Here is a 25,614-nt window from a genome sequence, read left to right as displayed (position 1 = left end):
AGGCATCAGTTCATGTTGATCTTGCTGCCTTTCTGGGTGATATCACCGCCCGCCTTTTCAAAGATATCGCCGCTGGCCTTGATCGTGATATCCTTGCCCTCGATCACAATGGTCCCGTCCTTTTTCATCTGGAACTTGGCATCGCCGCAGACCAGAGTGATCTCGTCTCCCGCTTTGATAGATATGGCCTTGCCGACTTCGATGCTCTGGTTTTCCCCGATCGTGGCGGATTTATCCTTGGCAACCGCCTCGGCCATGCTGCCGCCCACCTTGACCGATTGGTCCGCCGCGATTTCAACCGACTGAGCGGCCCCGATCTCCACTTTCTGATCCGCAGCGATGGTCCAACTGTCCCCGGCCCCGACCGTATGATCCTGACCGGCACCAACAGTGACACTGCGCGAGGCACCGATGGTATTGGTCTGGACCGCGCCCACGGTCCGGGTTTCCGCCGCACCCACAGAGTCAACGCGGGCGACAGCAACGGTAACCGCCTGGTTCATGCCCACGGTCTGGGTGTGATTGGCACCTATCGTCTCGGTCGAATTGGAACCGACACTGATGGTCTCGTTCGACCCGACAGAAAGCGACCTGTCCACCCCCACCGATTCCGTGTCGTTGTTGCCGATGCTGACGGTCCGGTCGATGCCGACGGTGGTGGATTTGTTGTTGTCCACCGACTCAGTCCGGTCGTGGCCCACCCATTGGGTCGCGTCATTGACAACTTCTTCGCTGAAATCATTGCCGATGTGACGCGCCTCGTTGTTCTTGACCAGTTCGTTATGGTCCTTCTGTGCTTGGAAATAGACCTCTTCCGACCCGGCCTTGTCCTCGAAACGCAGCTCGTTCCAACCTCCGCCGCCGGGCGAAGAATTAGATTTCCACCCCGATTGCGTGGCATTTGCAGGCAGATCATAGGGCGGCATCTGTTCGGCGTTGTACACCCGGCCGGTGATGATCGGCTGATCCGGGTCGCCTTCCAGAAAATCCACGATCACTTCCTGTCCGATCCGGGGGATCTGGATGAACCCCCATCCCGATCCTGCCCAGGCTGCGCTGACCCGCACGAAACAGGATGAACTTTCGTCGTCGCCGCCCAGCCTGTCCCAGTAGAATTGCACCTTCACACGGGCATGTTTGTCGGTATGAATCTCTTCGCCTGCGGGGCCGACCACCACTGCCGTCTGCGGCCCGCGCATGCGCGGATGCGGCGTTACGTAGGGGGGATGGAACGGTACTGACAGCGGGAAAAGGCTGTAGTGGGCGACAAACCCGGATGTTTCCGTGCGGCTGTCGCCAGCCGAATAATTGGCATCGACGACCTCAAATGTCATTGCCCGCACAAAGAACTTGTCATTCTCGGCCTCGCGCGTGGCACCGGTTATCTTGAACATCGCCCCGGCCATCGGCAGCGCCTCTGTCGACACGGCGTGAACATTGTGTGCCGGGACCTGACGGGCTGTAAGCCGGATATCTGCCAGATCCTTGCCGCGCCCGTGGTCGATGTAGGTGCCGGGATAGCTGTACTGCTCCGCATCGTCGAGGGTATGTTCCTTGAGCATTTCCGACAGCGCCATCAAATCGGACGAGGGGGCCTCGAAGTCATAGTCGGTTTGCGCATAGGCACCGGTCACCACCTCGTCGCTGCGCCGCATGCCGGTCAGGATACCGACATTACGGTGAATTACCGACGCATCGGGTTCATATTTGATCTCTGACACATCTCCGACCGGTGCCAGATCGCCGCTGGCGTCGGCAATGACCATGACATGTTTGCCGTCTTCAAATTCGAAGTAGTAGAATATTCCCTCGTGTTCGAGCAGCCGTTGCACAAAAGCAAGGTTGGATTCGCCGTATTGCACGCAGTATTCCCGCTTGGGATAGCTTCCGGTCAGGTCCAGCCTGTAGTCGGTGACGCCAGCCTCACCCAGCACCTCCTCGACGATCTCGGGCACGCTTTTGTGCTGAAAGATGCGGTTGTCGAACTGCCGACCCAGAAACCATACCGCCGGGCGCAGCACCAGGCGGTAGACATAGAACCCTTCGCTGACGCTGAGATCCTGAAACGAGAATTCGTCGACCAGCCCGTGAAAATATCGGTATTCGTCGGTTGTACCCGCCCGCAGCACGTCTACGCTGACGGGTTCCCCCAGCAGGTCGTTGGCAACGATATCGGGGTCGGAGGTATGACACGTCAACTCGAACCGGAAGGGCGAGGAAATTGCGTCCTCGCCGCTCATCTTCGCGAACAGAAGCGCGGGTTCGCCGTCGCGGTCGGGCAGCGGTGTTTTTAAAATCGTAAAGCGATCCGAAGACATCTTGGGTCTCCTTTGGTCAGTGCGTTGAATATATGAACGAAATGAAAAGGAACCTGGTCAGTATACAGCATTTTGCACCTTGTCCGAAATAGCAAGTATCCAGGGACCTGCGCGCCCGCCGGACCGGCCGTGCCATCGCGCAGGTTGAAAGGCAAAGGGCGGGAAATGTTCAAAGTGTCGGCGGGCAGGAGAATTCGCTCAATATGCGGCGGGCGGATATCAGATTCACTGGTTCCGTGAACGACATGTTCAGAAAGACGCGGCCAGACGTGGTGCGCAAATCCAGCAATACCCGCGCGCCGTCGTCGCGCAGCCGCAATCGTACCCCGTCGACCAACCGCAGCAGGCCCCATGGTCCCGGTTGCTGTATCCGAGCCGCATCGGCGGATTCGCGAAAGCTGACCTCGACACCGGCCTGCGGCGCGGGGCCTGGCCAGCTTAGCGTTGCAGTTTCGCCGCTGGCACGCACCGGGGCGGCCTCTCCGCCGATGGCAAACAGGGTCTGCCCGCGTTCTGCCAGCGCGCTCAGCGTGAAATCCTGCCGCATCTCGCCCGCGTCGTTGAACAGCCCCCGAGAGATCGCCGCGGCCCGTTCGAGAAACACCGCACTTTCAAGGTTTAGCCCCGCAAACCGCGCCTCCGGTTTCCAGCGCCACGGGCTTTCGCCGGTTTCCAGAAACGGTCGCGCCGTGCTTTGAAGGAACGTCGTCATCACGCCCTGCGGACCGAACAGCGCCGTGACATCCGCCAGCGCCGCGTCCGCCCCGGGGCCGAAAGGATATCGGCCCATCACACCGTCGCGGCACAGCGGAAATACCTCGCGCTGCCAGACCCGCGTCAGCGGATCGTCACCGCTGTCTGCCTCGGGCAGGCTGGACTGGGCCAGCACATCCTCGGCAATCTGCACGATGATCCGGGGGGCCGCACCCAGCGCCGCGATGGACCGCGCCCGATCCTGCACCGACATCAACCGTTCAGTGCCGCGCTTGCGGTTTACGTCGATCGCTCCCAGCGCCACGTTCAGCGTCGAAAACAGCCGCGCAATCTCGGCCATGCGGCCCTGATCAAGATACTGGATCGTCGGACCGAATACCGTCGCCAGCCGCAACTGTTGGGCGTGACTGCGCGTGCGATCCTCGCCGCCGACCTGCACCCAGACCTCGCGCAACAACCTGCTGATCGGGTCATTGTTCTGCGCCAGCGCGCCGGACACCAGAATTGCCGTCTCGCGCTGAGCGAAAGGACGCACGCGCAGGTCGGCCAGCCACGCCTGCCAGACAGCAACGGTTTCGTTCAACAGCCGGTCGGCCAGCAGGTCGGGCGACCGGTTTTCGGTTGGCAGGGCCTGTCCGGTGACGACAGGTGCCATTGCACGGGCCTTCTGTACTGCCCCGCCGATCCCGAAATCGCGTGCATAATCCCATCCCTTTGCAGTGAAGAGACCGGGCAGGGGGGTCGTCACCTCCACCCCCGACCGCCGCACGAGAACCACTGCCATGCCGGGCACTGCCACATCCGGATACCACCACGCCAGCGCGGCTGTTTCCGGAGCGCGTTTCAGTTCCAGCCAGGCCCTTGCAGGTTCTGCCGGTTCAGTGGCAAAGGCGCGCGCTTGATCCATCACCACCGGATCCTGCGGCACCAAATCAACGATCGGACCCTGCAATGCACCCACATGACGCGCCAACCCGTCCAGACCCAGCGCGCCGCCGTGGTCGGTCAGCCACCCGGCAAGCCAGGCCGGATGCCATGTATCGTCCCCCGCAAGCACCGCCCAGGCCCGCAAGGCATCGTAAAGGTTCAATCCATCTCCTTCGGTCGCAAGCACCGTTTCGATGCCGCCTGCGATGGAGGCCGGCACCTGCGCGTTCACAGCGGCACGATAGGTGTCGGTCGCGTGGGTCTCGCTGTCCAGTAACGGCAATCGGATCGCCCGCTTCAGCGGCGCCCGCGCCGCCGCTTCGGCCACACGGTCTGCCGCCGCCTTCATCGCGTCAAGCCTGCGCACCAGTTCGGGGCCTTCCTGCGGCCGGTCCAGACCTATCTCCAGTGCCTCGGCGTCAAAGGCCGCCCGCAGCGCCGCATGGAACCGATACTCCAGAAAGACCGCATATCCGCCCAGACCAAGTGCCAGCACGGTGACGAAAACCGCCACTTTCCAGCCCCAGCCGCCAGATGCGCGGGCGCGGTGGCCGTGGCGGCGGACCTCGGCACGGTCGATCATCCGACCCAGAAATGCAGCAAGGTCGGCGAATTCCGCACCGTTTTTAATTGCGGTTTCCCGAAAATCCCTGATCCGCGCCATCGTCATGTCGTGGCCTTCGAACAGCTGCCGGGTTGCCAGCACCGACCACTGCCCCAATGGCAGCCCCTTTGTCGACCGTGCCTGCCCATCCATCAGAACGGCCAGTGCCAATCGCGCCGGTTTGACGGCATGGGCGGGTATCCCCGCACGGGTCAGAGCCTTTTCGAATGATCTCAGCTCGCGCGCTGCCTCATCGACGATCTCGCGCACATCGTGCCGGGCATGTCGGTCAAACATGCCGATCCAGTCCAATACGGGCCGCGCCGCCTGGTCGAATGCGGTTGTCGTCGGGGGGGATGTCGGGCCACGCGCCATTGGTCAGAGCTTGCCTTCCGCTTGCCAGCGGCGCAGCGTTTCGACTCCCACTTCAAAATGCATCGAATCTTCGCGATTGTAGGTCGCCCCCCAATACCAGCCTTCCTCGTTGAACAATTCTGCCAGTAGGATCAGCCCGAACTGCGTGCCTCCGTCCCCGAATCCGTCCAGTCGGCCTTCGAGCTTGACGTCGATGGCCGTGCCCCAGGAATGGTTCGACACGGAACTGCGCGATCCCCGGATCAGCCGTGCGCACATCGCGCCCGCGGTTCCGAGCGCATCATGGATCTCGGGCTCGGATGCTTTCAGCCGGGCCAGAATGCGTTCCAGCGACTCCAGTGCGGGTTTGATCATCGTTACCCGAAGCGGCCCGACCTGACGGGTTTCCAGTAACGACTTGAGTCGGGGTTGGGTGACGGACTGGCAATCCGTGGAATAACTGCTGCGCGGGTGCCCCAGCACGTCCAGCATCACACGATTGCGTGGCTGGGTGATCCCTTTGTTGAATGCGGATTTGTCCAGGGTGCCAACCTCGGTCATCTGCTCGATGCCGGGATGGTCGTCCGTCTCGTCTTCGCCGGTGATTTCTGGTGCGGTCACGACCATCACCTGGCTGTCTGCCACGGGCGCGCGCGATACGGCCATTGCCTGTTCTTCTGCCAGACGCGCCAGCTCGGTCTGTGCATCCGACAGCTCTGAGCGCAGGCTTTGCACTTCACTGTCCAGTTCCGCGATCCTAGCCTCGTTGCGTGACAGGCGGATTTCGCTGGTCGCATCGGCGGTTTTCAGCACCGCCCCCACGACCGCAAAAGCGATCGCAGCCATGACAAGCCCGATGGCGACGATGATGGGTCCGACCAACATGCCCTCGCGCATGGTCTATGCCCCCCCGGCAAAGACGGCGACGACGGACACGTTGTCGGGCGCACCCATTTCCAGTGCTGCCGAGACCAGCGATGTGCACAACGTCTGCGGCCCGGTAGCCTGGCGCATGTGGCTGGTGATGTCCTGATCACTCAGGCATGCTGTCAGCCCGTCGCTGCAGAGCAACAGCCGGTCCTCCTGCACCAGCGGCACGGAGATGTTGTCGATTTCCAGATCCCTCTCATAGCCAACCGCGCGGGTCACCACATGGCTTTCGGGATGGTGGCTGCCCTCTGCCGGGTCGAGCAGGCCGCGGTCCACCATGTCCTGCACGACCGTGTGATCATGGGTCAGCAGCCGCAACGCCTGGCCACGCAACAGATAGGCACGGCAGTCGCCGACCCAGGCCACGGTGCCCACGGAGTTCTGTATCATCAGCGCGACCGCTGTCGCCCCCATGCTGCCGGTGCCGCGTGCCGCCGCCTTGCAGATGCTGTCGTTTGCCTCGCGCAGGCTGGCCTGCAACGCGGGCCCCGGCAGCGCCTGCTCGGGCACCCGCGACAGCGTCTCAATCACGATGTCGGATGCGACATCGCCGTTGCCATACCCCCCCATCCCGTCGGCCACGGCCCACAGGGTGCCGCCCGGATCGGTAAGGATGGCGTCCTCGTTACGTTCCCGCACCAGACCGACATGGGTCATCCCCGCGCCCGAAAAAGTAGGGGGCAGGGGCAAGATCCGGGGAACCCGCGTGATCGGGGCGGTCACGTCAACCTCGAGGGCGCGGCGCGGCGACAGGCCAATAGTTCGATGGCGAATATCATATGTCGCCTCTGCAAGAATGTCTGAATTGAATTCAAGCTCAGGATAGCCTACCATTGCGGGCATACAAAATCTTTTTTCCCTTGAGGCCTGCCATGTCATTTTCCATCGCAAGATTACGGATGCTCGCCCTGTTCACTGCTTTCATCGCGTCACCCGCCGCCGCGCAGGAGGATCTGAGCGTTGAGGCACTGAAGAAACTGTTCGAACACCAGCGCGAAGTTTTCAGCGAGGCGCAGTCGAACGGGCTTGGCGCGACCCGTGGTCTGAAGCTGATCACTGTCGATGACGTCACCGCGGAAGAAACAACGACCGTCACCGCCGAGGAGACAACCACGGTCACCGCCGAAGAGACAACCACGGTCACCGCCGAAGAGGCAACGGCGGTTGCAACGGAAGGGACAACGACGGCTGCAACCGAAAGCACGACGCAAACGGACAGCACCACGACGGCTGAAACAACCCCCGGCACCGATGATACTGTCGTGACGACCGCCGCAGTAAGCGATCCCAACAAGCCGCTTGTTTTCGGCCAGCTCGATCCCGAACTTCAGGTCAACCTGCGTATCAAGTTCGGCTTTGATTCCGCGGCGCTCTCTGCCGAGGAAACGCCTAAACTCGCAAAGATGTGCACGGTTCTTAAGGAAAGCGACCTCAATCTGATCCGCATCGTCGGGCACACGGACACCTCCGGCAGCGACGCTTATAACGAACGTCTTTCAATCCTGCGCGCCAAGGAAGTGGCCCGCCACCTGATCGAAAACTGCGGCATTGACCCCAAGCGTTTGGAAACCGTCGGATTGGGAGAGCGCTTTCCTTTCAATGCTGCTGATCCCAAGGCAGAGGAAAACCGCCGCGTGGAGTTTCAGGCCCTTAGCTAGCCTGCGAAACCGGCTATCAGATGGCCTCGGGGTTGGTTGCAACTCCGAGCGTTCGACGCCGGATCACCCGCCAGTGGCGTGATATGAAACCTCTACACACCCACTTCGGAGGCGACTGATACCGTAACCGCCCCCGACGGCATTATTGTGCCCAGGAGGGATCGCACCAATCCAGTCGGACGGGACTTTTGCATTGGTTGAGTGGCAATAGCCAACTTGTTTTCGCCTGATTGAGAGGAACGAAGCTCTGCCTGTCAGGCGGTCATTTCGACAGCATAGCCCTTAAACGCCGGATCTACCTTAACCGAATTTTCGGCCATCGCTTTTTGGCAGGCCGAAGGTCATCCGCAAGCTTGTCTGGTCCCGGCTGATGCACTTGGGCTGCCGGTCCGCGAGGCGGTGATGTTCATTGTGTTCGAAAAGCTGCACCATTGGACGCGTCGAATTGCGCAGCGCACCAAGAGGAGCGAGGCGCGACTGGCCGAACTGCGCAAGCCGATCAGCTGATCCACGACACGCTGTCCACTCTGTGAACAGCTGGGGCCAAGCGATAGACGCAGCCCCTGTCGCAAGCCACAAAACGACAGGTTGTGAAGCGAGAAAGACGCAGAAAGGCCCATCTGATGCCCCTCTACCCCAAAGATATTCCGGTCGTCATCGTTGGCGCAGGCCCGACCGGTCTGACGGCGGCCAATTTGTTGGCCGTCTATGGGGTCGACTGCGTTGTACTGGAACAAAATGCGGGGCCGATGAACCTGCCGCGTGCAATCGTGTTAGACGACGAAGGTGCGCGCACGATGCAGGTCTTTGGGGTGGACAAGACCTATCTGAAGAACACGATGGAAGGCGTCGGATCGCGGTATTACGACGACGCGGGCAACTGCTTTGCCGAGACAGGGCAGGGGCCGCGCAATTTCGGCTTTGCCAAGCGGCAATTCTTTTTCCAGCCCGATCTTGAGGCGGCGCTGCGCGACATGTCCGCGCAAAGCGCACCGGGCACGCTGCACTTCGGGTCCGAAGTGACCGATGTGCGCAACGCACCCGATCATGCGGTGGTGACGGTGCAGGATGCGGAGGGCCACAGCCACCAGATCCGCACGCAATGGGTGCTGGCCTGTGACGGCGGGCGCAGTCCGGTCCGCGAGCGGCTGGGTATCCCGATGTCGGGCAACACTTACCAAGAAGACTGGATCGTTGTCGACACGACCAACGATCCCGACACGACGCTGTATTCCAAGTTTTTTTGCAGCGGCTCACGGCCCACGGTCAGCGTGCCGGCCCCGCATGGCGGGCGGCGTTACGAATTCATGCTGCAACCGGGGGAGACCCGCGAAGAGGTGCTGGAGGACGGGTTTCTAGAAGGGCTGATGTCCCCCTACCGGCCCTACCGGACCGAAGACATTGTCCGCAAGACCGTCTATCGCTTTCATGCGCGGATGGCCGAACAGTTCCAGTTGGGGCGCATTCTGCTGATGGGAGATGCGGCGCATCTGACGCCGCCCTTTGCCGGACAGGGCATGAATGCGGGCCTGCGTGATGCGCACAACGTTGCGTGGAAACTGACGGCCGTACTGCATAGCGCTGCCGATGCGCAGATTTTGCAAAGCTACGAGGCCGAGCGACGCAAGCCCGCGTGGGACATGATCCAGCTGGCTGTGGCGATGGGCAGCATCGTGATGCCCGCAGGGCGCGACCAGATCATTTTCCGCGACCTGATGATGCAGGCGCTGGAACCGTTTCCGGCTGTGAAAGACTGGCTGGTTCACATGCGGTTCAAGCCCAAGCCGCGGTATTTTGAGGGTCTGTTTCTGGATCTGGATACTCCTGAGTTCGAGGCGTCCCTGGTGGGTGAAATGATCCCCCAACCCGAAGTTTGGCAGGGCAATGCGGCACGGTTGTTGGACGAGATAACGGGGCCTGGCTTTTGTCTGATCGCACAAAGTGCCGAGGCGGCTGCGGCGCTGGCCGCGCTAAATCAGGACAAGCTGCTGGGCCTGCCGTTGACCACTGTAGTGCTGGACACCATGGGCCGCGGCGATCAGGCGGCCTTGCGTCCTGTCGATCCACAGGGCATCCGCCCGTTTTTGACACACCGCGACCAGATCATGCTGGTCCGACCCGACCGTTATTGTGCCGCGGCGTTCTATCCCGAGGCATTGTCGGACGCTTTGGATCGCTACGCAACGCTGCTGACACAGACGCAGAGGACACGGCAGACCGCTGACATGACGGTCTGAAGACGGAGCGGCCAAGTGCGACAAATGATAGTGCGAGGGAGGAGGAGACCCAATGCAACTTATCTGGAAAAGATCCTATGCCTTGGCGCGCGTGCTGGCGTTGGTCGGTTTCACGGGCCTGCTGGTGTTGGCGCTGATGACAACCTCGGACGTGCTGATGCGCTGGTTGTTCAAAGCACCGCTTCAGGGGGTCAATGATATCAGTTCGGTTGTCATGGCAGTTGTGATTGCCGCCTGCATCCCGGCCAACCTTGCGATGAAACAGAACATCCGCGTCGAGGTCTTCGGATCAGTGGCGGGGCCGCGGCTGAAAGCGGTGCTGGAGGTGTTTTCAAGCGCGCTGACCTTTGCACTGATCGCAGTGATGGCCTGGCAGTTTCTCGGCTACGTCGATTCGCTCAGGGCCAACGGCGACCGGACATGGGTGCTGGGCTGGCAAGTCTGGCCATGGTGGAGCGTGGCGACGGTGATGCTGTGGCTGGCCGTGTTCGTGCAGGCAATGGTCCTCATCATCGACATTTCATCCTTGTTTGGCGGTCCCGATCCCGATGCGGCGTTACGCAACGACCCTTCTTCCATGCTCTGACGGGCAAAGACCCAAAGGAAATTGAAATGGATCCTCTTGTTATTGCCGTGATCGGCTGCGCTGCCATGATGGGGCTGATCCTGCTGCATGTGCCGATCGGTATTTCAATGGCACTGGTCGGCGTCGCGGGTTTTGCACAAGTTGTCGGTTGGGGGCCTGCGATTTCGCTTCTGGCCAGCGAACCGGCTTCGGCAATGGGTTCGCTCGATCTGGCGGTGATCCCGCTGTTCATGCTGATGGGCAGCCTTGCGGCCGCTGGCGGGTTGGCATCGGATGTCTATGAGATGTCCAGCGCGTTGTTCGGTCATCGTCGTGGCGGTCTGGCGACAACCACCGTGGTGGCCAGCGCTGGCTTTGGCGCGATCTGCGGATCGGGGGTGGCGACAACAGCCACTTTCGGGCGGGTCGCCATGCCCGAGATGCTGGCACGCGGCTATCATCCGGCCTTGGCCTCGGGGGCTGTCGCGGCGGGCGGTACGCTGGGGATCATCGTACCACCGTCTGCGATGATGATCCTCTATTCAGTGCTGACCGAGCAATCGGTGCTGCAACTGTTCACGGCTGCGATCATCCCAGCCCTGCTGGCCGTGCTGTTCTATGCCATCGCGGTCCAAGTGTCGGTGATGCGCGCACCCGGCAACGCACCGCGATCCGACAAGCTGCCGCTCAGCGACCGCATGGCCGCGATTGGCCGTGCGTGGGGCGTGATTTTGCTGGCGGTGGTCGTTCTGGGCGGCATCTATTCCGGCATCTTCACGGTGCACGAAGCCGCAGCCATCGGGGTGGTTATCGCATTTCTCTTTGCCCTGCTGCGCCGCAGGCTGGACCGCGCCACGTTCCTGCGGGTGATGGCCGAGGCCAGCGGGTCCACCGCGATGATTTACATCATGGTTTTTGGTGCAACGATCTTTTCCTACTTCATCTCGGTCACGGGCGGTGCATCGTTCATTGTCGGGCTGATCTCTCAGGCCGCGGTCGACCCGCTGATGGTGATTTTTGGCATATTGCTGCTCTACATCATTCTGGGCGCGTTCTTTGACGAGGTCGCAGCGATGGTTATCACCCTGCCCTTTGTCATCCCCGTTATTCAGGGCCTGGGTTACGATCTGGTCTGGTGGGGCATCATTAACGTTGTGGTGATCGGCATCGGCATGATCACCCCGCCCATCGGGATCAACGTGATGCTGCTGAACTCGATGTACCGGGATGTCAAAATCACCACGATCTATCGCGGTATCGTGCCATTCCTTTTGGCCGATCTGGTGCGCCTGACCATTTTGGTTTTGTTCCCCGCACTCACGCTCTGGTTGCCCGGCATCATCGGGTGATGGGCTGTCCATCAAGCGGACAACTTCTGAACGACCGTCGAGAGATTGCCCAGTCGTCACCATAGTGAATACATAAAAAGGGAGGAAGCCATGAAACTAAGACATTTCCTGATCGCGACCGCTGCGGTCGTCGCTTTGGGCACAACCGCCACCGCCGAAATTCTGCGGTTTTCCAGCTTTGAACCACCTGTGGCACATGTCACCAAGAATGTCCTGACGCCCTGGGCGGAAAAGGTGAATGCCGCAGCGGATGGCGAACTGGATGTGCAGATTTTTCCGGGCGGCACGCTGGGACGTAACCCTGCGCAGCAGCTGAAACTGGTGGAAGACGGCGTGGCCGACATCGCCTGGGTGATCCCTGGCTATACGCCGGGACGCTTTGACCAGGGCACCATTGGCGAACTGCCGTTCCTGGTGCCCAACGGCACGGTGGGGGCCGAGGCGATGTGGTCGATGTACGAACAGGGGCTGTTCACCGGCGACTATGAAAAGTTCAAACTGATCGGCATCATGACATCCTTTCCCAATGCGGTCGCCAGCACCGTCGAAATTCGCACACCTGACGACATGAAGGGCCTGAACTTTCGCGCGCCCGGCCCCACCATGCTGGGTGCAATCAATGAACTTGATGCCGTGCCTGTGGGCGGGATCACCGGTCCGGGCCTGGCAGAGGCGATCAGCCGTGGCCTGATCTCTGGCACGTTCAGCCAGTTCGGTGCGATCGAGACCTTTCGCGTGGGCGAGACCATCAATTATTATCTCGACCTGCCCCTGGGCGCGACACCGATGCTGATCGTGATGAACCAGGCCAAATACGACAGCCTGTCGGACAAGGCCAAGGCGGCGATCGACCAATACTCGGGCAAGGTGTTCTCGGAAGATTTCGGCAAGTCCTTTGATCAGAACGTTGCGGATGCGCGCACGCGCGTGTTGGCCGAGAACGACATCAACCTGATCGAGCCGGACGATGCGCTGACACAGCAATGGAAAGATGCGCTGGCGGTGTCCACAACCGAATGGATCGCAGGCCACGAGAACGGGCAGGCCATCTATGATGCCTTTGTTGCCGCGATCGAAAAGGCCTCCGCCACAAACTGATCACGGTTCCGGCGCCGACGAATCCGTTGGTGCCGGACGCAAACCGACGTAAGGTTTATTGCGATGACTCCACTTGCCAGTTCAATCGAGATTGCCCAGCTTATTCAAAAGTGGGGCCTTTGCCGTGACCAAGGGCGTTGGGACGACCTGAAAGCGACATTTACCCCCGATGGCACGATCTTTGTCACCTGGTTCAGGGGGCGCTTTGCGGATTTTGTGGAAGCGTCGAAAAAGATGTATGTGCCCACGTCACCAAGGGTGAAACATCTGATCGGTCTGCCTGTGATCAAGGTGCAAAGCGACCGCGCAGTTGCCGAAACCAATGTTCAGATCCTCGGGCGCTTTGCGGCCGCCGGGACCGATGTGGATTACACCAGCTACGCACGCTTCCTCGACCGTCTGGTCCGGACGCAGGACGGTTGGCGCATAATGGAACGCACGGCGATCTACGAGAAAGATCGGCTTGACCCGGTGGTCCCAAGCAGCGCGTTCGACGCCTTTATGACCGAGACCGATTTTTCCACCGTGCCCGAACCCTATCGGTATCTGGGCTACCGTTTGATTTCCGCGGGTCGACCGCTGCAAGATGGAATCCTTTGCGACGGTTCCCCCCAGGCGAGGGCCGCGATTTCATCGGCAGACATCTGGCTATCCAATGGTGACGGGACCGATGACAGCTAATCCTCGGCACGGACCAGCGCATCCGAGATATTCTGCGCGGCTTTGACAAGTTTGTCTCTGAACTGGACAAGCGCATTTTCGAAAGACAGCGCGCTGGTCGTCCAGATCACGGTCAGACATGCAAGCACGTCTTGATCGTAATAGATAGGGGCCGAAATGCTTTGCGTTCTTGGACGATGGCCATTCATGCGGTACCCGACACCCAGTTCGGTGCAGGTTTTCAATACATGCACCAGCGGCCCGTCCAACAGTATCACAGGGTCCTGCAAGCCCTGACGCGCCTTCAGCCCGGCCAGTGTCTGCGCGCGCACCTCTTCGGAAGAAAAGGCCAGCCAAGCCCGACCGCCCGCCGTATCCAGAACCGGCGACTGTAACCCGACCATGCCGTGATCTATGGAATACGGGCTGATATTATGCGTCGATTCCCGAATTTCCATCCGGTAGTCGTTGAACGTAACCAGGTCGATCGGCCACAGAATGTCGCGCCCCAATCGCACCATTTCGGGTACGGCCGACTGTGTGACCCAATCCTCATAGCGAAAGCCCGAACTCAGTGATTTCGCCTGCAAGGTCGGACGCCATTTTTCGGACGAATAGTCGCGGCTGACGAACCCCAGACCTTCCAGCGTTTCCAGAAGCCGGTAGACGGTCGGCCGCGGGATTGAAGTCTCATTTGCTACCTCTGCCGCTTTCAGACCGTTGCGTTGGTTCAACGTCTGAAGGATAAGCAACCCCCGCTCCAGCGACCTGACAGATCCAAGGCTCGAAATGTTCTATCTCCTGATGACCGGGCGGTATGCTGATAATCATCGCATCGACGCAGGCTAAGTCAACAAACCGAGTTATCTGGCGGGCACACCAGCCGATTTGTCCGCGTTGCGGACAACAGCGGCGGTCGCGGATGCAAGAGGTGCCAGTTGGTCTAGCATGGTTTACAGCACCCGTTACGCTCGAAAGGAACCTGTCCCATGACCCTCAGTTCGCTTGGATATATCGGCATCCGGTCCTCGAAGACCGAGGAATGGAGCGGCTTTGCCACCAACCTTCTGGGGATGCAGCAGGTGGATCGCGGCGGCAATTCGAGGGCTTTTCGCATGGACGACCGCAAGCAGCGCCTCCTCATCACCGATGACGGGCAGGAAGGGCTGGATTTCATGGGCTGGGAAGTGGACCACCCCGACGATCTGGACCGTCTGGCCAGTCGCCTTGAAAATGCGGGCGTTGCGGTTCGGGTCGAAACCGCGGCTTTGGCCGATCAGCGTCTGGTCAGCCAGCTGATTTCCTTTGACGATCCCGATGGCAATCATATCGAAGTCTTTTGGAAGCCTCAGATCGCCAGCGAGCCTTTTGTTCCGGCCAGGCCCATTTCGGGGTTCAAAACCGGTACGTTGGGCATGGGGCATGCCGTGTTGCACGTCGAGGACGCCACCGCGCTTTTGCCGTTCTACCGCGACCTGCTCGGGTTCAGCGTGACCGACTACGGGCTGGCGCCCTTTCCTCTGTATTTCTTCCACATAAACGGACGCCATCACAGCTTTGCCATGGTCGGATCGGGCCGCAAGGGGCTGCATCATTTCATGGTCGAGCTTCAATCGCTGGACGACGTCGGCCAGGGCTATGACGTCGCCCAGCAGGAAGAGGGCCGGGTGGCCTATACGCTGGGGCGGCATTCGAACGATCACATGATGAGCTTTTACGCCACGACCCCCTCGGGGTTTTTCGTCGAATACGGCTGGGGCGCGCGTGTGATCGAGCCCGAGACATGGGAGGCGCACGAAACCACGGATGGCCCCAGCTATTGGGGCCATGAACGGGTGCACCTGCCAGATGGCGATCCGTCCCGTGAGCGTATGCGCGACATGCGCATGGACGCCGCCAGCCGCGGCGTGCGCGCCGCCGATCCCGTGCCCAACTGCGCCTGGTTGGATTCGGTTGTCCGGCAGGAATGACCGTGGCCAGAGCCGCCTGATCTAACAAGCACGGCACGGAGCGAACGACTCACATGACAAAGTTACCAGATTTTCACACCTCTATTCTCATCTCCGAAGCGGGCGGACCCGAAGTCTTGCGGTCCGCGCAGGTACCCCTGCGCAATCCGGGGTCCCGCCAGGTTTTGATCCGTATCTCGGCAGCGGGGATCAACCGCCACGACTGTTTGCAGCGCGCGGCGGGGATACATCACGACGGCAATCCAGTGCCGGGTCTAGAGGCCTCGGGGGTGGTGATCGCTTTGGGTCATGACGTGACAGAGCTGGAAATCGGTGCGCCTGTAATGGCGTTGCTGCAAGGCGGCGGGTATGCCGAATATGCGGTAGCGGATGTGGCTTTGACGATGCCTGTGCCCGGTGGGTTAAGCATGACAGAGGCCGCCGCTTTGCCAGAAGCTTTGTTCACCGCCTGGTGGAACTACTTTTTCCTGATGCGGCTTCAGCCTAACGAATTTGCGCTGATGCACGGCGGCACCAGCGGTGCGGGTCATCTGGCGCTTCAAGCGATGTCGGCGCTGGGATTTGGTGTTCTGGCCACCTGCGGCAGCGCCGATAAAGTCACCGCCGCCAAGCGGTTCGGTGCCCGCGATGCGTTCAACTATAATGACCCCGAGCTGGCCGCGAAAGTGATCGAGGCGACAAACGGTCGGGGCATCAGCGCGCTTCTGGATGTCTCGGCCGGTGCGCATTTTGAAGCAGATCTGGAGATGATGGCCCCGGACGGGCGGATTGCGCATCTGTCAGGCGGCGGCGGGAGTGCGCTAAATGTGCCGCTGAAAAAACTGATGGCAAAGCGTATCTCGATCACCGGTTCGTTGCTGCGCCCGCTCGCGCTTGAGCGGAAAACCCAGGTGGCACAGAAGATCCGCCGCGATGTCTGGCCTTTGCTGGGCGCGCAGGTGCGTCCGGAGCTGGCGGCTGTCCTGCCGCTGTTAGACGCCGCACAGGCGCATCGAGAGATGGAAAAGGGGCAGCACGTCGGCAAAATCGTTCTTGCCGTATCTAACTAAGCCTGTCCGCAAGGTGGACATCGTCGAATGGGCTGCGGTCCCGTTCTGTTGTCCGCTATAGAACCCGAACGACACCCAATCAACGGAGCATAGCGATGCGTATTTCTTCTTATATCACTGCGGACGGAACCGCATCTTATGGCATGGTGCAGGACGGCAAGCTGCACGACGCAGGCAAGGCGCTGCGCGGTACTTTCCCCGATTTACGGGCTGTGATGGCAGCGGGCGCATTGGATCAGCTAAAGGCCGCCGCCGAAACCGGCGAAGTGATGGACGTCGCTTCCGTCACGTTGCTGTCGCCCCTGCCGAACCCGGACAAGATCATTTGCATCGGTCTGAACTACATGACCCACATCACCGAAACAGGCCGCGACAAGCCAGCCAAGCCGTCGATATTCACGCGCTACCCGTCGTCGGTGGTTGGCCACGACGTACCGATGATCCGCCCGCAGGCATCGGACTGGTTCGACTTTGAAGGCGAACTTGCGGTGATCATTGGCAAAGCGGGTCGGCATATTTCCGAAGCGGACGCGATGGACCACGTGGGCGGTTATAGCTGCTTTAACGACGGGTCGATCCGCGACTACCAGCGCCACACCTCGCAGTTCTGGGCCGGCAAGAATTTTGTCGACAGCGGCGCGATGGGGCCGTGGATGGTGACAGCGGATGAGATGACAGACCCGGCGGCGCAAACCATGGAAACACGTCTGAATGGCGAAGTTGTGCAATCAACCCCGATTTCAGATCTGGCGTTCAACATTCCTGAACTGATCGCCTATCTGTCAATCGTGACGAAACTGCTGCCGGGTGATGTCATCGCCACAGGAACGCCCAGCGGTGTCGGACTGTTCCGCGAGCCGAAGCTGTTCATGAAAGACGGCGACCGGATCGAAGTCGAGATTTCAGGCATCGGCACACTGTCCAATCCAATCCGCGACCAACAGTAATTAATGTGACCACACCAGGTTGGCTTTCTTGGCTGGGCATACTTGCGTGGTGGAATGACTGCGGTCGCAACGCGATCGGCGATGACGTTGCGTCGATAACATCGGGAACGCCCGGATGGGAATGAAACGTGGTATGAGATGGCCACCGCAGGGACCACATCGCGTTGCTGTCTCAAGGGCGCAGTCCTTGAGGGCAGACTGACCGTCTCAAAGATGGCCGCTTGACCACCAAGTTTTGCCCACGCCCCCTGATTGGCTGAGTTGCCACGCATCTGACGGACGTTTTCGTGGATAAGTTGCATCGCGGGCATTCCAGTTTCCGACAACAGACCAACAGAGATGTTGAAAGTTAATTCTCTTCCAACCCGCAAGGCACCGCCGCGGCCAAAATCTGCGGATTGTCCCTTCCGGTAGAAGCCATAATCCTCCAGCGCCCGTCAAATCGCCTCGACATTCAACGAAACAGAACCACCCTCGGGGTGCTTGCCGAACGCAGTCGCGCCGACCCCGACAATCACGCAGCTTCCTGATAAATTCATGAAACACCCCACAAATGCCTATATTTTCCCGCTCATAGGGGACGCCGATATTCAACGCCATCGGCGAGGCCCTGAGCCCGCTGCTGTGCTTCGCCCCCGACTTGGGCACCGAGGGAATGTTGATCAGGCTGATCGTAAGGTCCGCCGGCCGACGTTGAAGGCGACAGAATTGCCGCTGGTCCCGAGATCAAGGCCCTGAGAGGCGAACTGTGCAAAGGCCGCCATTTCGCGATCCGTGCAAGCCTCGCTTGTCTGACCGGCGCACCAACAACCTAAAGCTTCAACTACCGCGAGATTAGGACAAACCCTCACAAACACTTGCCAAACACCTGTTTCAAACATACGCTTGAAACATGACAAAAATCGAATCTCTCTCACTTGGAACCGCGACGCGCACGGCGATCCGTAATGCAGCCGAAGAAATGTATGCGACCTACGGCATAGACGGGGTCACTACCCGCGCACTGGCGGAACGGGCCAAGGTGAACATGGCCGCGATCAATTATCATTTTGGCAACAAAGATAATCTGATGCTTGTGGTTTTCCGTGATGTCGCCCGCCGGACGGTTCAGCGTAGACTTGACTACATGGCGCGGATCGATGCGCAGGCCCTTGGAGAGGGCAGGCCCCCGCGCATCGAAGAGGTCGTGGAAGCCTTTGTCGATGCCTACGTGAACGAGGACTCTCCGCGCACTGGAATTCTGCTGGCGCATTTCGTCTTGCAGCACCGTGTCCGCCCCACCGAATGGACCCGCCAGATCGTCCGCGAGGAACTGGACGATTTCGCGGTGACCTACATGGCAATGATGCGCCGCGCGGCCTCGCACCTGTCAGAGGCCGAAATTCACTGGCGTTATCACCTAATGGTTGGCGCAGTGATGATGAGCCTTTCGGACCAGTCAGAAGACGGTCGCATGGCGCAGTTGTCCGAAGGATTGGTTCATCCCGAAGACCGCACAGAATTCCGCGCCCAGCTAATTGCCTTTTTGGTCGATAGCTTCGGACGCGGCCCTGCAACGCATGGAGATATTAAAGACTGACCCACGGGAGAGGGCAGCACCAAGAGCCACACAAGTGGCTAAACAAACCTCAGGGAGGAGGACACATGACCAAATATACAACGACCGCACTTGCGGGCGCACTGCTGCTGGGTGCATTGCCCGTCAGCGCCGAGACGTGGAATTTCACGATCATCGCGGGCCACCCGCCACTGACCAAGGGCGTCAGCGCCATCAGCACCCATTTTGTGCCCGAAGTGTCCAGACGCGTGGCCGAACTGGGCCACACGATCAACTGGACAGAAGCCTATGCCGGCGCAGTGGCCCCGCCGACAGGCGTATTGGAGGCAGTGGAAAGCGGCGTGGCCGAATTCGGCTATGTCCCGCAACTGTTTGAAGGCGACAAGCTGCCTCTGGACCAGATCACCTACCTCACCCCCTTTGGCACCGATGATCTGATCAAGCTGATGGGGGTGATTGACCAGCTTTACGCTGAAATCCCCGCGATGAACGAAGCATGGGCCGACAATGGCCAGCTGGTTCTGGCTCCGGTCGGGATCGACACCTACCATTTTGTGACCAAGTTCCCCATCGAGACCATCGACGATTTGAACGGCCACAAGATCGGCACCGCCGGCCTGGCGCTGAACTGGCTGAAGGGTGTGGATGCAACCCCTGTCGCAGGGGCGCTGCCGGATTTCTACAACTCGATGTCCACCGGGCTTTATGACGGGATCATGACCTTTGAGTCGGTGATCGCCCCCTACAAGTTCTACGAGGTCGCACCCTATATCACCAAGATCAACTTCGGTGCGCAATATGCCTCGGCGTTGACGGTCAATCTGGACACATGGAACAGCCTGCCCGAGGACGTGCAGCAGGTGATTCAGGAGGTCGCCGACGAATACCGTGACATTGCCGCCGAAAGCTATCGCGATGGCGGGGCTGCGTCGCTGCAACAGTCCGTCGACGGCGGTGCGATCATCAGCGAGCTGAGCGACGAACAGCGCGCGGCCTATGCGCAAAAACTGCCCAATATCGCCCGCGAATGGGCGGATGCACTGGACGCGCAGGGCAAGCCCGGAACCCAGGTGCTGGAAACCTATATGCGCCTGTCGAAAGAAGCGGGGATCACCCACGCGCGGGACTGGGCCGCAAAGTGACCGATACAAATGACATGCGCGCGCCGCCCGATTTTTCGGGCGGCCCGGTGGCCCTGTGGCTGAACCGAATGACATTGGCTTTGGCCGCAATCGGCGGGCTGGGCACTTTGGGCATCATGGCGATCATCAATGCCGATGTGATCGGGCGGGGCGCTTTTGGCACCCCTGTGCCCGCCACCGCCGAAATTGTCAGCGCCATGATTGTTGCCATCGTCTTTTTGCAACTGCCCAAGGCCACAGCCGCCGGACGCAATGTGCGATCAGACATGCTGTTGAACCGGCTCAGCCGGAACAAGGGCCGAGGGGCAGCCATTCTGGACATGGTCCACCATGCGATTGGCACCCTGATGATGGGCATTCTTCTTTATTACATCGCGCCGGGCATCCTTGAGTCCATTGAGGGCAATGAGACTGTCGGGCTTTACGGGATTTTCACCATGCCGCGCTGGCCTTTCGTGGTCTGTGTTCTGGCGGGCTGTGCGCTGACCTTTGCGCAATATGCCATGCTGACACTGGGCTTTGCCGTTCGGGCCTTTGGCAAAGGGGCCGGATCATGAGCGGTGTCGAGATCGGTATTTACTCTATCCTCGCAATCCTCGTGTTGATCCAGTTGGGGATGCACGTGGCCATCGCGCTGATCGCGGTGTCCTTCTTCGGGGTCTTCCTTGTGAAAGGCAAAATGACCGTGGCCGGCGCATTGCTGAGCCAGGCCGCGCTGGACGGGGTCGAGCGCTATTCTTTCGGAGTTATTCCGCTGTTCGTCCTGATGGGCGTGCTGGTCGGGGCCTGCGGGTTGGGGCGCGATGTGTTCGATGTGGCGGGCCAGATGTTCAGGCGGTTCCGTGGCGGGCTGGGTATCGCCACAGTCTTTGCCAATGCGGTTTTTGCAGCGGTCAACGGCACGTCCATTGCCAGCGCATCGGTTTTCACCAAGGTCGCCGTGCCGGAGCTTGTGCGCCAAGGGTACACGCCGCGCTTTTCCGTCGGGGTCGTGGCGGGATCATCGGTGCTGGGCATGCTTATCCCGCCCTCGCTTTTGTTGATCCTGTTCGGGATCATCGCAGAGGTATCCATTGGCGATCTGTTCACGGCGGGTATTGTGCCGGGCCTGATCCTCGCGCTGTTCTTTTGCGTGGCGATCCTGCTGATGGCGCGGTTTCTCCCGCGCTTCACCGGCAACCCGAACAACTCTGATCTGCCGATCATGACCCGAGGCACGATGCTTTTGAAATCCGCGCCGATCGTGTTGTTGATCGTGCTGGTGCTGGGCGGCATCTATGGCGGGTTTTTCACCCCCACCGAAGCGGGCGGCGTCGGTGCCTTGGGCGCGCTGATCATCGCGCTGATCAAGGGGCGTCTGACCGCGCGCGAAATCTGGAAGATCATGCTGGAGGTGGGACAGGTCACCGCCTCGATCACCTTCCTGATCATCGCCGCGCATATGTATTCGCGTCTGCTGGCGCTGACCGGATTGCCGAATGCGATGACCGGTCTGCTGTCAAGCTGGGAACTGGGCCTTTACGGAGTGCTGGTGCTGTATCTGCTGGCGATCATCCTGCTGGGCACAATCCTCGACAGTTCGTCGATCCTGCTGATCCTGCTGCCGCTGATCCTGCCGGTGATTCAGCCGTTTGGCGTAGATCTGGTCTGGTTCGGCATTCTGACCATCATCGCGGTCGAGGTGGGGCTGCTGACACCACCGCTGGGCGTTGCCTGTTTCGTCATCAAGGCGAACCTCGAAGACGACCGCATCACCCTGAACGATATCTTTGCCGGTGCCGCGCCTTTCGCGCTGATGATGGTCATTCTTGTGGCCCTTGTCGTCGCGATGCCGTGGCTGGCAACCGGCCTGCTGTAACGGAGAAAGTACATGAACACGCGCATCACACGCACGCTTCAAGAGTTGGGCAACGGACTGTATGCCTGGGTACAGGGCGACGGAAGCTGGGGCTGGAGCAACTCGGGCCTGGTCGTTGGCGAAGACGGGCAGACGCTGGTTGTCGACACACTGTTCACCGGCGCGCTGACACAGGACATGCTGGACGCCTATGCCAAGGCTGAACCGGCGGCGGCCAAGATCGACGTGCTGGTCAACACCCACTCCAACGGCGACCACACCTTTGGCAATCACCTTGTTGGCGACGCCCGGATCATCGCCTCAGAGGCCACGCGCGAAGAGATGGAGGAACGTCCTGCGGGGTTCTTCAAAGCCGCATCCGCCAATCCGGCCGCCTACGGCGTCTTCGGTGAATTCCTGCACGAATACATGGGCAAAACGTTCGACTTTTCGGATATCGAACATGTCGCGCCGACCGAGGTGTTCAAGGGATCGCGCACGTTGCATGTGGGCGGTCGCAGGGTTGAGTTGACCGAACTTGGCCCGGCGCACACCCGCGGTGATATCATTGTCTATCTGCCCGACAGCAAGGTCTGTTACACGGGCGATCTGGTCTTTCATGGCGGGCACCCGATCATGTGGGCGGGGCCGGTGGGCAATTGGATCGCCGCCTGTGACCATATTCTGGGGCTGGACGTCGATGTGATCGTGCCGGGGCATGGTGCGGTATCGGACAAATCCGCCGTGCAGGGGTTGCGCGACTATTTCACCCATATTCTGGCCGAAACCAAGGCGTGCTATGACGCGGGGCTGGACTGGGAAGCGGCGGCTTTCGAGGTGGGATATGCCAACTTCGACAGTTGGCTGGACCGTGAACGGGTGGTCGCCAATGTCGCCACGATCTACCGCGATCTGTCGGGGGGCAAGGTCAACCCCGCGCAAGAGGATGTTCTGCGCCAGATGTTGCGCTATTCCAAGGGGGCAAACTGCCCGCATGATGCGCCCTGTGGCTGCGGCAAGGCGCACTGATGCTAGAGCTTTTGAACAACCCCATTTCAACATGCTCGCAGAAGGTCCGCCTGACCCTGCACGAAAAGGGATTGGCGTTCACCGACACAAGGATCGACTTTCGCAAAAAGGAACACCTGACCCCCGACTACCTGGCGATCAACCCCGACGGGGTGGTGCCATCGCTGTTGCACGACGGACAGGCGGTGTTGGACAGCTCGGTCATCATGGAATACCTCGACGAGGTTTTTCCCGACGTGCCGCTGACACCCGCCGATCCGCTGGGGCGTGCCGAAATGCGAAAGTGGCTGCGCTTTATCGAAGAGGTGCCGACGGCGGCGATCCGCATCCCGTCTTTCAATCAGGTCTTCGTGCGCCACCGCGCGGGGCTGACTGATGACGCGCTTGAGGAAGACACCAACGCCCGCACCCTGCGCCGCACTTTCTACCGCGAGATGGGCCGAAACGGGTTTTCTGACACGCGCCTTCGGGAAAGTTATGAGCGGCTGAACGAGACTGTGACGCGAATGGATGCCGCACTGGCAGACCGCGCGTGGCTGTGCGGTGATCTTTCGCTTGCCGATTTTTGCGTGGTGCCCACCATCGACCGGATGCGCGATCTTGGCCTGCCGCAGATCTGGGATAACAAGCCGCATATGCAACGCTGGTGGGCTGCGATGCAGACCCGCCCCGCCTATCGCGCGACCTATTACCCGGGCACGCGTGTCACTGACATTTACCATGAAATTGGAGAACCTGCATGAAACTGGTTACTTTTGAAAATGGCGCGGGCGCGCAGGCCATCGGCATTCTGGACGGCACGCGGATTGCGGTGCTGGACACGGAAACAAACCCTTCCTTTCATTCGATGCTGGCCCTGATTGAGGGCGGCGACGCGGCACTTGAGGCAGCGCGCAAGGCCCAGGCCTCGGCCAGCAAGATCGACCTCGCCTCGGTCCGGCTGCGCGCGCCATTGCCCGAACCGGTCCAGATGCGCGACAGCCTGACCTTCGAGATGCACCTGCGGCAGGCGCGCGCGACCATTTCCAAACTTACCCCGTCTGTTCCCGACCTTTCACCCGAGGACGTCACATTGCCCCAAGTCTGGTACGACCAGCCGATCTACTACAAAGGCAACCGTTTTTCGGTCTCAGGACCCGAGGATGAAATCCTCTGGCCCAAGGGCGAAACGCGGCTGGATTACGAACTGGAGCTTGGCATGATCACCGGCAAAGGCGGGCAGGACATCAGTGAGGCGCAGGGCCAAGACCACATCTTTGGCTTTCTGATCTTCAACGATTTTTCGGCGCGGGATCATCAGATGCTGGAAATGGCGGGCGGACTGGGGCCGGCCAAAGGCAAGGACTGGAAAACGGCCAATGCAATGGGGCCTTGCATTGTAACCAAGGACGAGATCGGCAACGGATCAGGGCTTGAGATGATCGCGCGGATAAACGGCGAGGAATGGAGCCGTGGCAATTCCGACATGATGCATCATTCCTTCGGCCGCATTCTGGAACATGTCAGCCGAGACGAAGAAATTCGCGCAGGCGAATTTTTTGGCTCAGGCACTGTCGGCGGTGGCTGTGGGCTTGAGCTTAACCGCTATCTGGAACCGGGAGACATCGTCGAACTCGAAATCGAGGGAATTGGCATGCTGCGCAACAAGGTTGGGCCACGTCAGAGTTAGGTGTTGCGATGGGACTGATGCCGGTTGAAAGAGTTTGATGACGGTCCGCGGGTCAGCCCTTGCCCCGCGCTCAGGAACACCCCAGCCAAAGAAAGCGCAGCGAAGGATACGAAGACACCGCCGAAAAAGTCCAGGATGTGATGTGCCCCGTGGATGTGGATCGCCGGGATCATGGCGATGTTCAGGATCACGATCGGCCAGAACGCCACGGTGCGGAAGGCGAACCACACCGTCAGGCACGCCATGACGGTATGATAGGACGGAAACGCCACCACGCCCAGCATCGTCTCGTTGGAGATCACCGGTATCCCGTTCAGCGCGGCCTCCTTGAGGGCCTGCCCGTAGCTGGTGTTGGTGACCAGCCGGATCGCCTGCTCGGCCTCTGACGGTATGGGATAGTGGATGCCCATGCTAAAGTTCGGCAACAGCTGCCACACGACGAAAGTCAGGAACAGCCCGATCATTCCTGTGACCAGAAGCATGTCGAGCCGCGCGGCCCGTCCGGCCGCGCCGAGCATGACGATGACGAGGACAAGCTGAGCGAAGGAACTCACGTAGACATAGCTTAGGGCCCTGCCGAGCCAAGCATAGTCCCGCGCCAGCCAGGTCACCGCATCGGGCCAATGGTAGCCGAAGTAGTGATCGAACCTGAGCAGGAATTCGTCCAGAACAGGCTCTGGCCGAGGCATGTAGATGTGAAAGACGATGCCCATCGACACGCCGAACAGCGCATAGCCTGCCAGTGCGACCGTTATGCAGGCGAACCGTTCCGCGTCTTTGTATGTTCTCAGGTAGATGCCGATCAAAAGCAGGCCAAGCGCGGCACCGTAGATATTGAGAAAACTCATCCAGTCAATGGGCTGGGACCGCCAGTAAGACAGGGTCACGATCGCCACGAAGGCGGCCAGGCCCAGGGAGAGATATCTGATCTCGCCTTGTCTCAGCGGTGCCGAGTTGGAATTTGATTGTTCTGTGATGCTTGCGTCGACCATGGATAGC

22 protein-coding genes and 1 pseudogene are annotated in these 25,614 nt (G+C 60.2%); 16 read left to right on the top strand and 7 right to left on the bottom strand.

Features of this window, described 5'->3' with window-relative positions:
* Nucleotides 1-5 precede the first annotated feature (5 nt).
* The 4 genes from A8B82_RS09060 to A8B82_RS09045 all read right to left on the bottom strand — a co-directional run bounded on the left by A8B82_RS09060 (nt 6) and on the right by A8B82_RS09045 (nt 6,690).
* Nucleotides 6-2,318, bottom strand: coding sequence for a type VI secretion system Vgr family protein (locus tag A8B82_RS09060; RefSeq protein ID WP_082899207.1), 2,313 nt, complete (start codon nt 2,316-2,318; stop codon nt 6-8).
* Between the two features lie 169 nt (nt 2,319-2,487).
* Complete coding sequence (locus tag A8B82_RS09055) at nt 2,488-4,938, bottom strand: ImcF-related family protein (protein ID WP_067291032.1); 2,451 nt, start codon at nt 4,936-4,938, stop codon at nt 2,488-2,490.
* Nucleotides 4,939-4,941: 3 nt separating this feature from the next.
* Nucleotides 4,942-5,802 (bottom strand): M15 family metallopeptidase, encoded by an 861-nt coding sequence (locus tag A8B82_RS09050; RefSeq protein WP_235604651.1) that lies wholly within the window; start codon nt 5,800-5,802, stop codon nt 4,942-4,944.
* Nucleotides 5,803-5,817: 15 nt separating this feature from the next.
* Nucleotides 5,818-6,690 carry a PP2C family protein-serine/threonine phosphatase gene (locus A8B82_RS09045; protein ID WP_235604650.1) on the bottom strand — a complete coding sequence of 291 codons (873 nt, stop codon included), beginning with the start codon at nt 6,688-6,690 and terminating at the stop codon, nt 5,818-5,820.
* 29 nt (nt 6,691-6,719) lie between these two features.
* Here A8B82_RS09045 and A8B82_RS09040 point away from each other — a divergent pair, with 29 nt between their 5' ends.
* From A8B82_RS09040 to A8B82_RS09015, 6 genes are all read left to right on the top strand, one after another.
* Nucleotides 6,720-7,505, top strand: a complete 786-nt coding sequence (locus tag A8B82_RS09040; RefSeq protein ID WP_067291029.1) for an OmpA family protein — start codon at nt 6,720-6,722, stop codon at nt 7,503-7,505.
* A gap of 623 nt (nt 7,506-8,128) precedes the next feature.
* Entirely contained in the window at nt 8,129-9,742 is a 1,614-nt protein-coding gene (locus tag A8B82_RS09035; RefSeq protein ID WP_067291026.1) for a bifunctional 3-(3-hydroxy-phenyl)propionate/3-hydroxycinnamic acid hydroxylase, read from the top strand.
* A 52-nt stretch (nt 9,743-9,794) separates the two neighbouring features.
* The gene (locus tag A8B82_RS09030) at nt 9,795-10,328 is read left to right on the top strand and encodes a TRAP transporter small permease (RefSeq protein ID WP_067291024.1); all 534 of its coding nucleotides are present in this window, start codon (nt 9,795-9,797) and stop codon (nt 10,326-10,328) included.
* A gap of 26 nt (nt 10,329-10,354) precedes the next feature.
* Nucleotides 10,355-11,656, top strand: coding sequence for a TRAP transporter large permease (locus tag A8B82_RS09025; RefSeq protein ID WP_067291022.1), 1,302 nt, complete (start codon nt 10,355-10,357; stop codon nt 11,654-11,656).
* 90 nt (nt 11,657-11,746) lie between these two features.
* The gene (locus tag A8B82_RS09020; RefSeq protein ID WP_067291019.1) at nt 11,747-12,754 is read left to right on the top strand and encodes a TRAP transporter substrate-binding protein; all 1,008 of its coding nucleotides are present in this window, start codon (nt 11,747-11,749) and stop codon (nt 12,752-12,754) included.
* A gap of 63 nt (nt 12,755-12,817) precedes the next feature.
* Nucleotides 12,818-13,435: a nuclear transport factor 2 family protein gene (locus A8B82_RS09015; RefSeq protein ID WP_067291016.1), complete on the top strand. Its 618-nt coding sequence runs from the start codon at nt 12,818-12,820 to the stop codon at nt 13,433-13,435.
* Here the strand turns inward: A8B82_RS09015 and A8B82_RS09010 are convergent.
* Nucleotides 13,432-14,178: a helix-turn-helix domain-containing protein gene (locus A8B82_RS09010; protein ID WP_268873802.1), complete on the bottom strand. Its 747-nt coding sequence runs from the start codon at nt 14,176-14,178 to the stop codon at nt 13,432-13,434. The two genes, A8B82_RS09015 and A8B82_RS09010, sit on opposite strands and share 4 nt — an antisense overlap.
* Nucleotides 14,179-14,403: 225 nt before the next feature.
* Here A8B82_RS09010 and A8B82_RS09005 point away from each other — a divergent pair, with 225 nt between their 5' ends.
* From A8B82_RS09005 to A8B82_RS08995, 3 genes are all read left to right on the top strand, one after another.
* Nucleotides 14,404-15,384, top strand: coding sequence for a VOC family protein (locus A8B82_RS09005; protein WP_067291011.1), 981 nt, complete (start codon nt 14,404-14,406; stop codon nt 15,382-15,384).
* 53 nt (nt 15,385-15,437) lie between these two features.
* Nucleotides 15,438-16,433: an NAD(P)H-quinone oxidoreductase gene (locus A8B82_RS09000; RefSeq protein WP_067291008.1), complete on the top strand. Its 996-nt coding sequence runs from the start codon at nt 15,438-15,440 to the stop codon at nt 16,431-16,433.
* Nucleotides 16,434-16,528: 95 nt separating this feature from the next.
* A complete protein-coding gene (locus A8B82_RS08995; protein ID WP_067291007.1) occupies nt 16,529-17,380 on the top strand; it encodes a fumarylacetoacetate hydrolase family protein in 852 nt (283 codons plus the stop codon).
* A gap of 263 nt (nt 17,381-17,643) precedes the next feature.
* On the opposite strand, the pseudogene A8B82_RS24775 reads toward A8B82_RS08995, so the two are convergent.
* A pseudogene (locus A8B82_RS24775) lies at nt 17,644-17,811 on the bottom strand (thiolase C-terminal domain-containing protein); the annotation flags it as partial.
* Between the two features lie 461 nt (nt 17,812-18,272).
* Here A8B82_RS24775 and A8B82_RS08990 point away from each other — a divergent pair.
* The 7 genes from A8B82_RS08990 to A8B82_RS08960 all read left to right on the top strand — a co-directional run bounded on the left by A8B82_RS08990 (nt 18,273) and on the right by A8B82_RS08960 (nt 24,615).
* The gene (locus tag A8B82_RS08990) at nt 18,273-18,959 is read left to right on the top strand and encodes a TetR/AcrR family transcriptional regulator (RefSeq protein ID WP_082899206.1); all 687 of its coding nucleotides are present in this window, start codon (nt 18,273-18,275) and stop codon (nt 18,957-18,959) included.
* A 65-nt stretch (nt 18,960-19,024) separates the two neighbouring features.
* A complete protein-coding gene (locus A8B82_RS08985; RefSeq protein WP_067291003.1) occupies nt 19,025-20,080 on the top strand; it encodes a C4-dicarboxylate TRAP transporter substrate-binding protein in 1,056 nt (351 codons plus the stop codon).
* Complete coding sequence (locus A8B82_RS08980; RefSeq protein WP_067291000.1) at nt 20,077-20,637, top strand: TRAP transporter small permease subunit; 561 nt, start codon at nt 20,077-20,079, stop codon at nt 20,635-20,637. The genes A8B82_RS08985 and A8B82_RS08980 overlap by 4 nt, the downstream gene beginning before the upstream one ends.
* The gene (locus tag A8B82_RS08975; RefSeq protein ID WP_067290999.1) at nt 20,634-21,938 is read left to right on the top strand and encodes a TRAP transporter large permease; all 1,305 of its coding nucleotides are present in this window, start codon (nt 20,634-20,636) and stop codon (nt 21,936-21,938) included. Before A8B82_RS08980 ends, A8B82_RS08975 begins: the two co-directional genes overlap by 4 nt.
* A gap of 12 nt (nt 21,939-21,950) precedes the next feature.
* Nucleotides 21,951-22,946, top strand: coding sequence for an MBL fold metallo-hydrolase (locus A8B82_RS08970; protein ID WP_067290996.1), 996 nt, complete (start codon nt 21,951-21,953; stop codon nt 22,944-22,946).
* Nucleotides 22,946-23,689 carry a glutathione S-transferase family protein gene (locus A8B82_RS08965; protein WP_067290994.1) on the top strand — a complete coding sequence of 248 codons (744 nt, stop codon included), beginning with the start codon at nt 22,946-22,948 and terminating at the stop codon, nt 23,687-23,689. The genes A8B82_RS08970 and A8B82_RS08965 overlap by 1 nt, the downstream gene beginning before the upstream one ends.
* Nucleotides 23,686-24,615, top strand: coding sequence for a fumarylacetoacetate hydrolase family protein (locus A8B82_RS08960; protein ID WP_067290991.1), 930 nt, complete (start codon nt 23,686-23,688; stop codon nt 24,613-24,615). The genes A8B82_RS08965 and A8B82_RS08960 overlap by 4 nt, the downstream gene beginning before the upstream one ends.
* Here the strand turns inward: A8B82_RS08960 and A8B82_RS08955 are convergent.
* On the bottom strand, nt 24,612-25,607 hold the full coding sequence (locus tag A8B82_RS08955; protein ID WP_067290988.1) for a phosphatase PAP2 family protein: 996 nt from the start codon (nt 25,605-25,607) through the stop codon (nt 24,612-24,614). The two genes, A8B82_RS08960 and A8B82_RS08955, sit on opposite strands and share 4 nt — an antisense overlap.
* Between the last annotated feature and the right edge of the window lie 7 nt (nt 25,608-25,614).

It is taken from the genome of Sulfitobacter sp. EhC04 (assembly GCF_001650875.1).
Classification (GTDB): Bacteria; Pseudomonadota; Alphaproteobacteria; order Rhodobacterales; family Rhodobacteraceae; genus Sulfitobacter.
The sequence above is the reverse complement of the archived record's forward strand: the minus strand, read 5'-3'. Positions and strand labels throughout refer to the sequence as shown.

Bases quoted from the DNA above. Each gene is read 5' to 3' on its own strand.
- A8B82_RS09060 (WP_082899207.1), bottom strand. From the start codon at position 2,318: ATGTCTTCGGATCGCTTTACGATTTTAAAAACACCGCTGCCCGACCGC.
- A8B82_RS09055 (WP_067291032.1), bottom strand. From the start codon at position 4,938: ATGGCGCGTGGCCCGACATCCCCCCCGACGACAACCGCATTCGACCAG.
- A8B82_RS09050 (WP_235604651.1), bottom strand. From the start codon at position 5,802: ATGTTGGTCGGACCCATCATCGTCGCCATCGGGCTTGTCATGGCTGCG.
- A8B82_RS09045 (WP_235604650.1), bottom strand. From the start codon at position 6,690: ATGCCCGCAATGGTAGGCTATCCTGAGCTTGAATTCAATTCAGACATT.
- A8B82_RS09040 (WP_067291029.1), top strand. From the start codon at position 6,720: ATGTCATTTTCCATCGCAAGATTACGGATGCTCGCCCTGTTCACTGCT.
- A8B82_RS09035 (WP_067291026.1), top strand. From the start codon at position 8,129: ATGCCCCTCTACCCCAAAGATATTCCGGTCGTCATCGTTGGCGCAGGC.
- A8B82_RS09030 (WP_067291024.1), top strand. From the start codon at position 9,795: ATGCAACTTATCTGGAAAAGATCCTATGCCTTGGCGCGCGTGCTGGCG.
- A8B82_RS09025 (WP_067291022.1), top strand. From the start codon at position 10,355: ATGGATCCTCTTGTTATTGCCGTGATCGGCTGCGCTGCCATGATGGGG.
- A8B82_RS09020 (WP_067291019.1), top strand. From the start codon at position 11,747: ATGAAACTAAGACATTTCCTGATCGCGACCGCTGCGGTCGTCGCTTTG.
- A8B82_RS09015 (WP_067291016.1), top strand. From the start codon at position 12,818: ATGACTCCACTTGCCAGTTCAATCGAGATTGCCCAGCTTATTCAAAAG.
- A8B82_RS09005 (WP_067291011.1), top strand. From the start codon at position 14,404: ATGACCCTCAGTTCGCTTGGATATATCGGCATCCGGTCCTCGAAGACC.
- A8B82_RS09000 (WP_067291008.1), top strand. From the start codon at position 15,438: ATGACAAAGTTACCAGATTTTCACACCTCTATTCTCATCTCCGAAGCG.
- A8B82_RS08995 (WP_067291007.1), top strand. From the start codon at position 16,529: ATGCGTATTTCTTCTTATATCACTGCGGACGGAACCGCATCTTATGGC.
- A8B82_RS08990 (WP_082899206.1), top strand. From the start codon at position 18,273: ATGACAAAAATCGAATCTCTCTCACTTGGAACCGCGACGCGCACGGCG.
- A8B82_RS08985 (WP_067291003.1), top strand. From the start codon at position 19,025: ATGACCAAATATACAACGACCGCACTTGCGGGCGCACTGCTGCTGGGT.
- A8B82_RS08975 (WP_067290999.1), top strand. From the start codon at position 20,634: ATGAGCGGTGTCGAGATCGGTATTTACTCTATCCTCGCAATCCTCGTG.
- A8B82_RS08970 (WP_067290996.1), top strand. From the start codon at position 21,951: ATGAACACGCGCATCACACGCACGCTTCAAGAGTTGGGCAACGGACTG.
- A8B82_RS08965 (WP_067290994.1), top strand. From the start codon at position 22,946: ATGCTAGAGCTTTTGAACAACCCCATTTCAACATGCTCGCAGAAGGTC.
- A8B82_RS08960 (WP_067290991.1), top strand. From the start codon at position 23,686: ATGAAACTGGTTACTTTTGAAAATGGCGCGGGCGCGCAGGCCATCGGC.
- A8B82_RS08955 (WP_067290988.1), bottom strand. From the start codon at position 25,607: ATGGTCGACGCAAGCATCACAGAACAATCAAATTCCAACTCGGCACCG.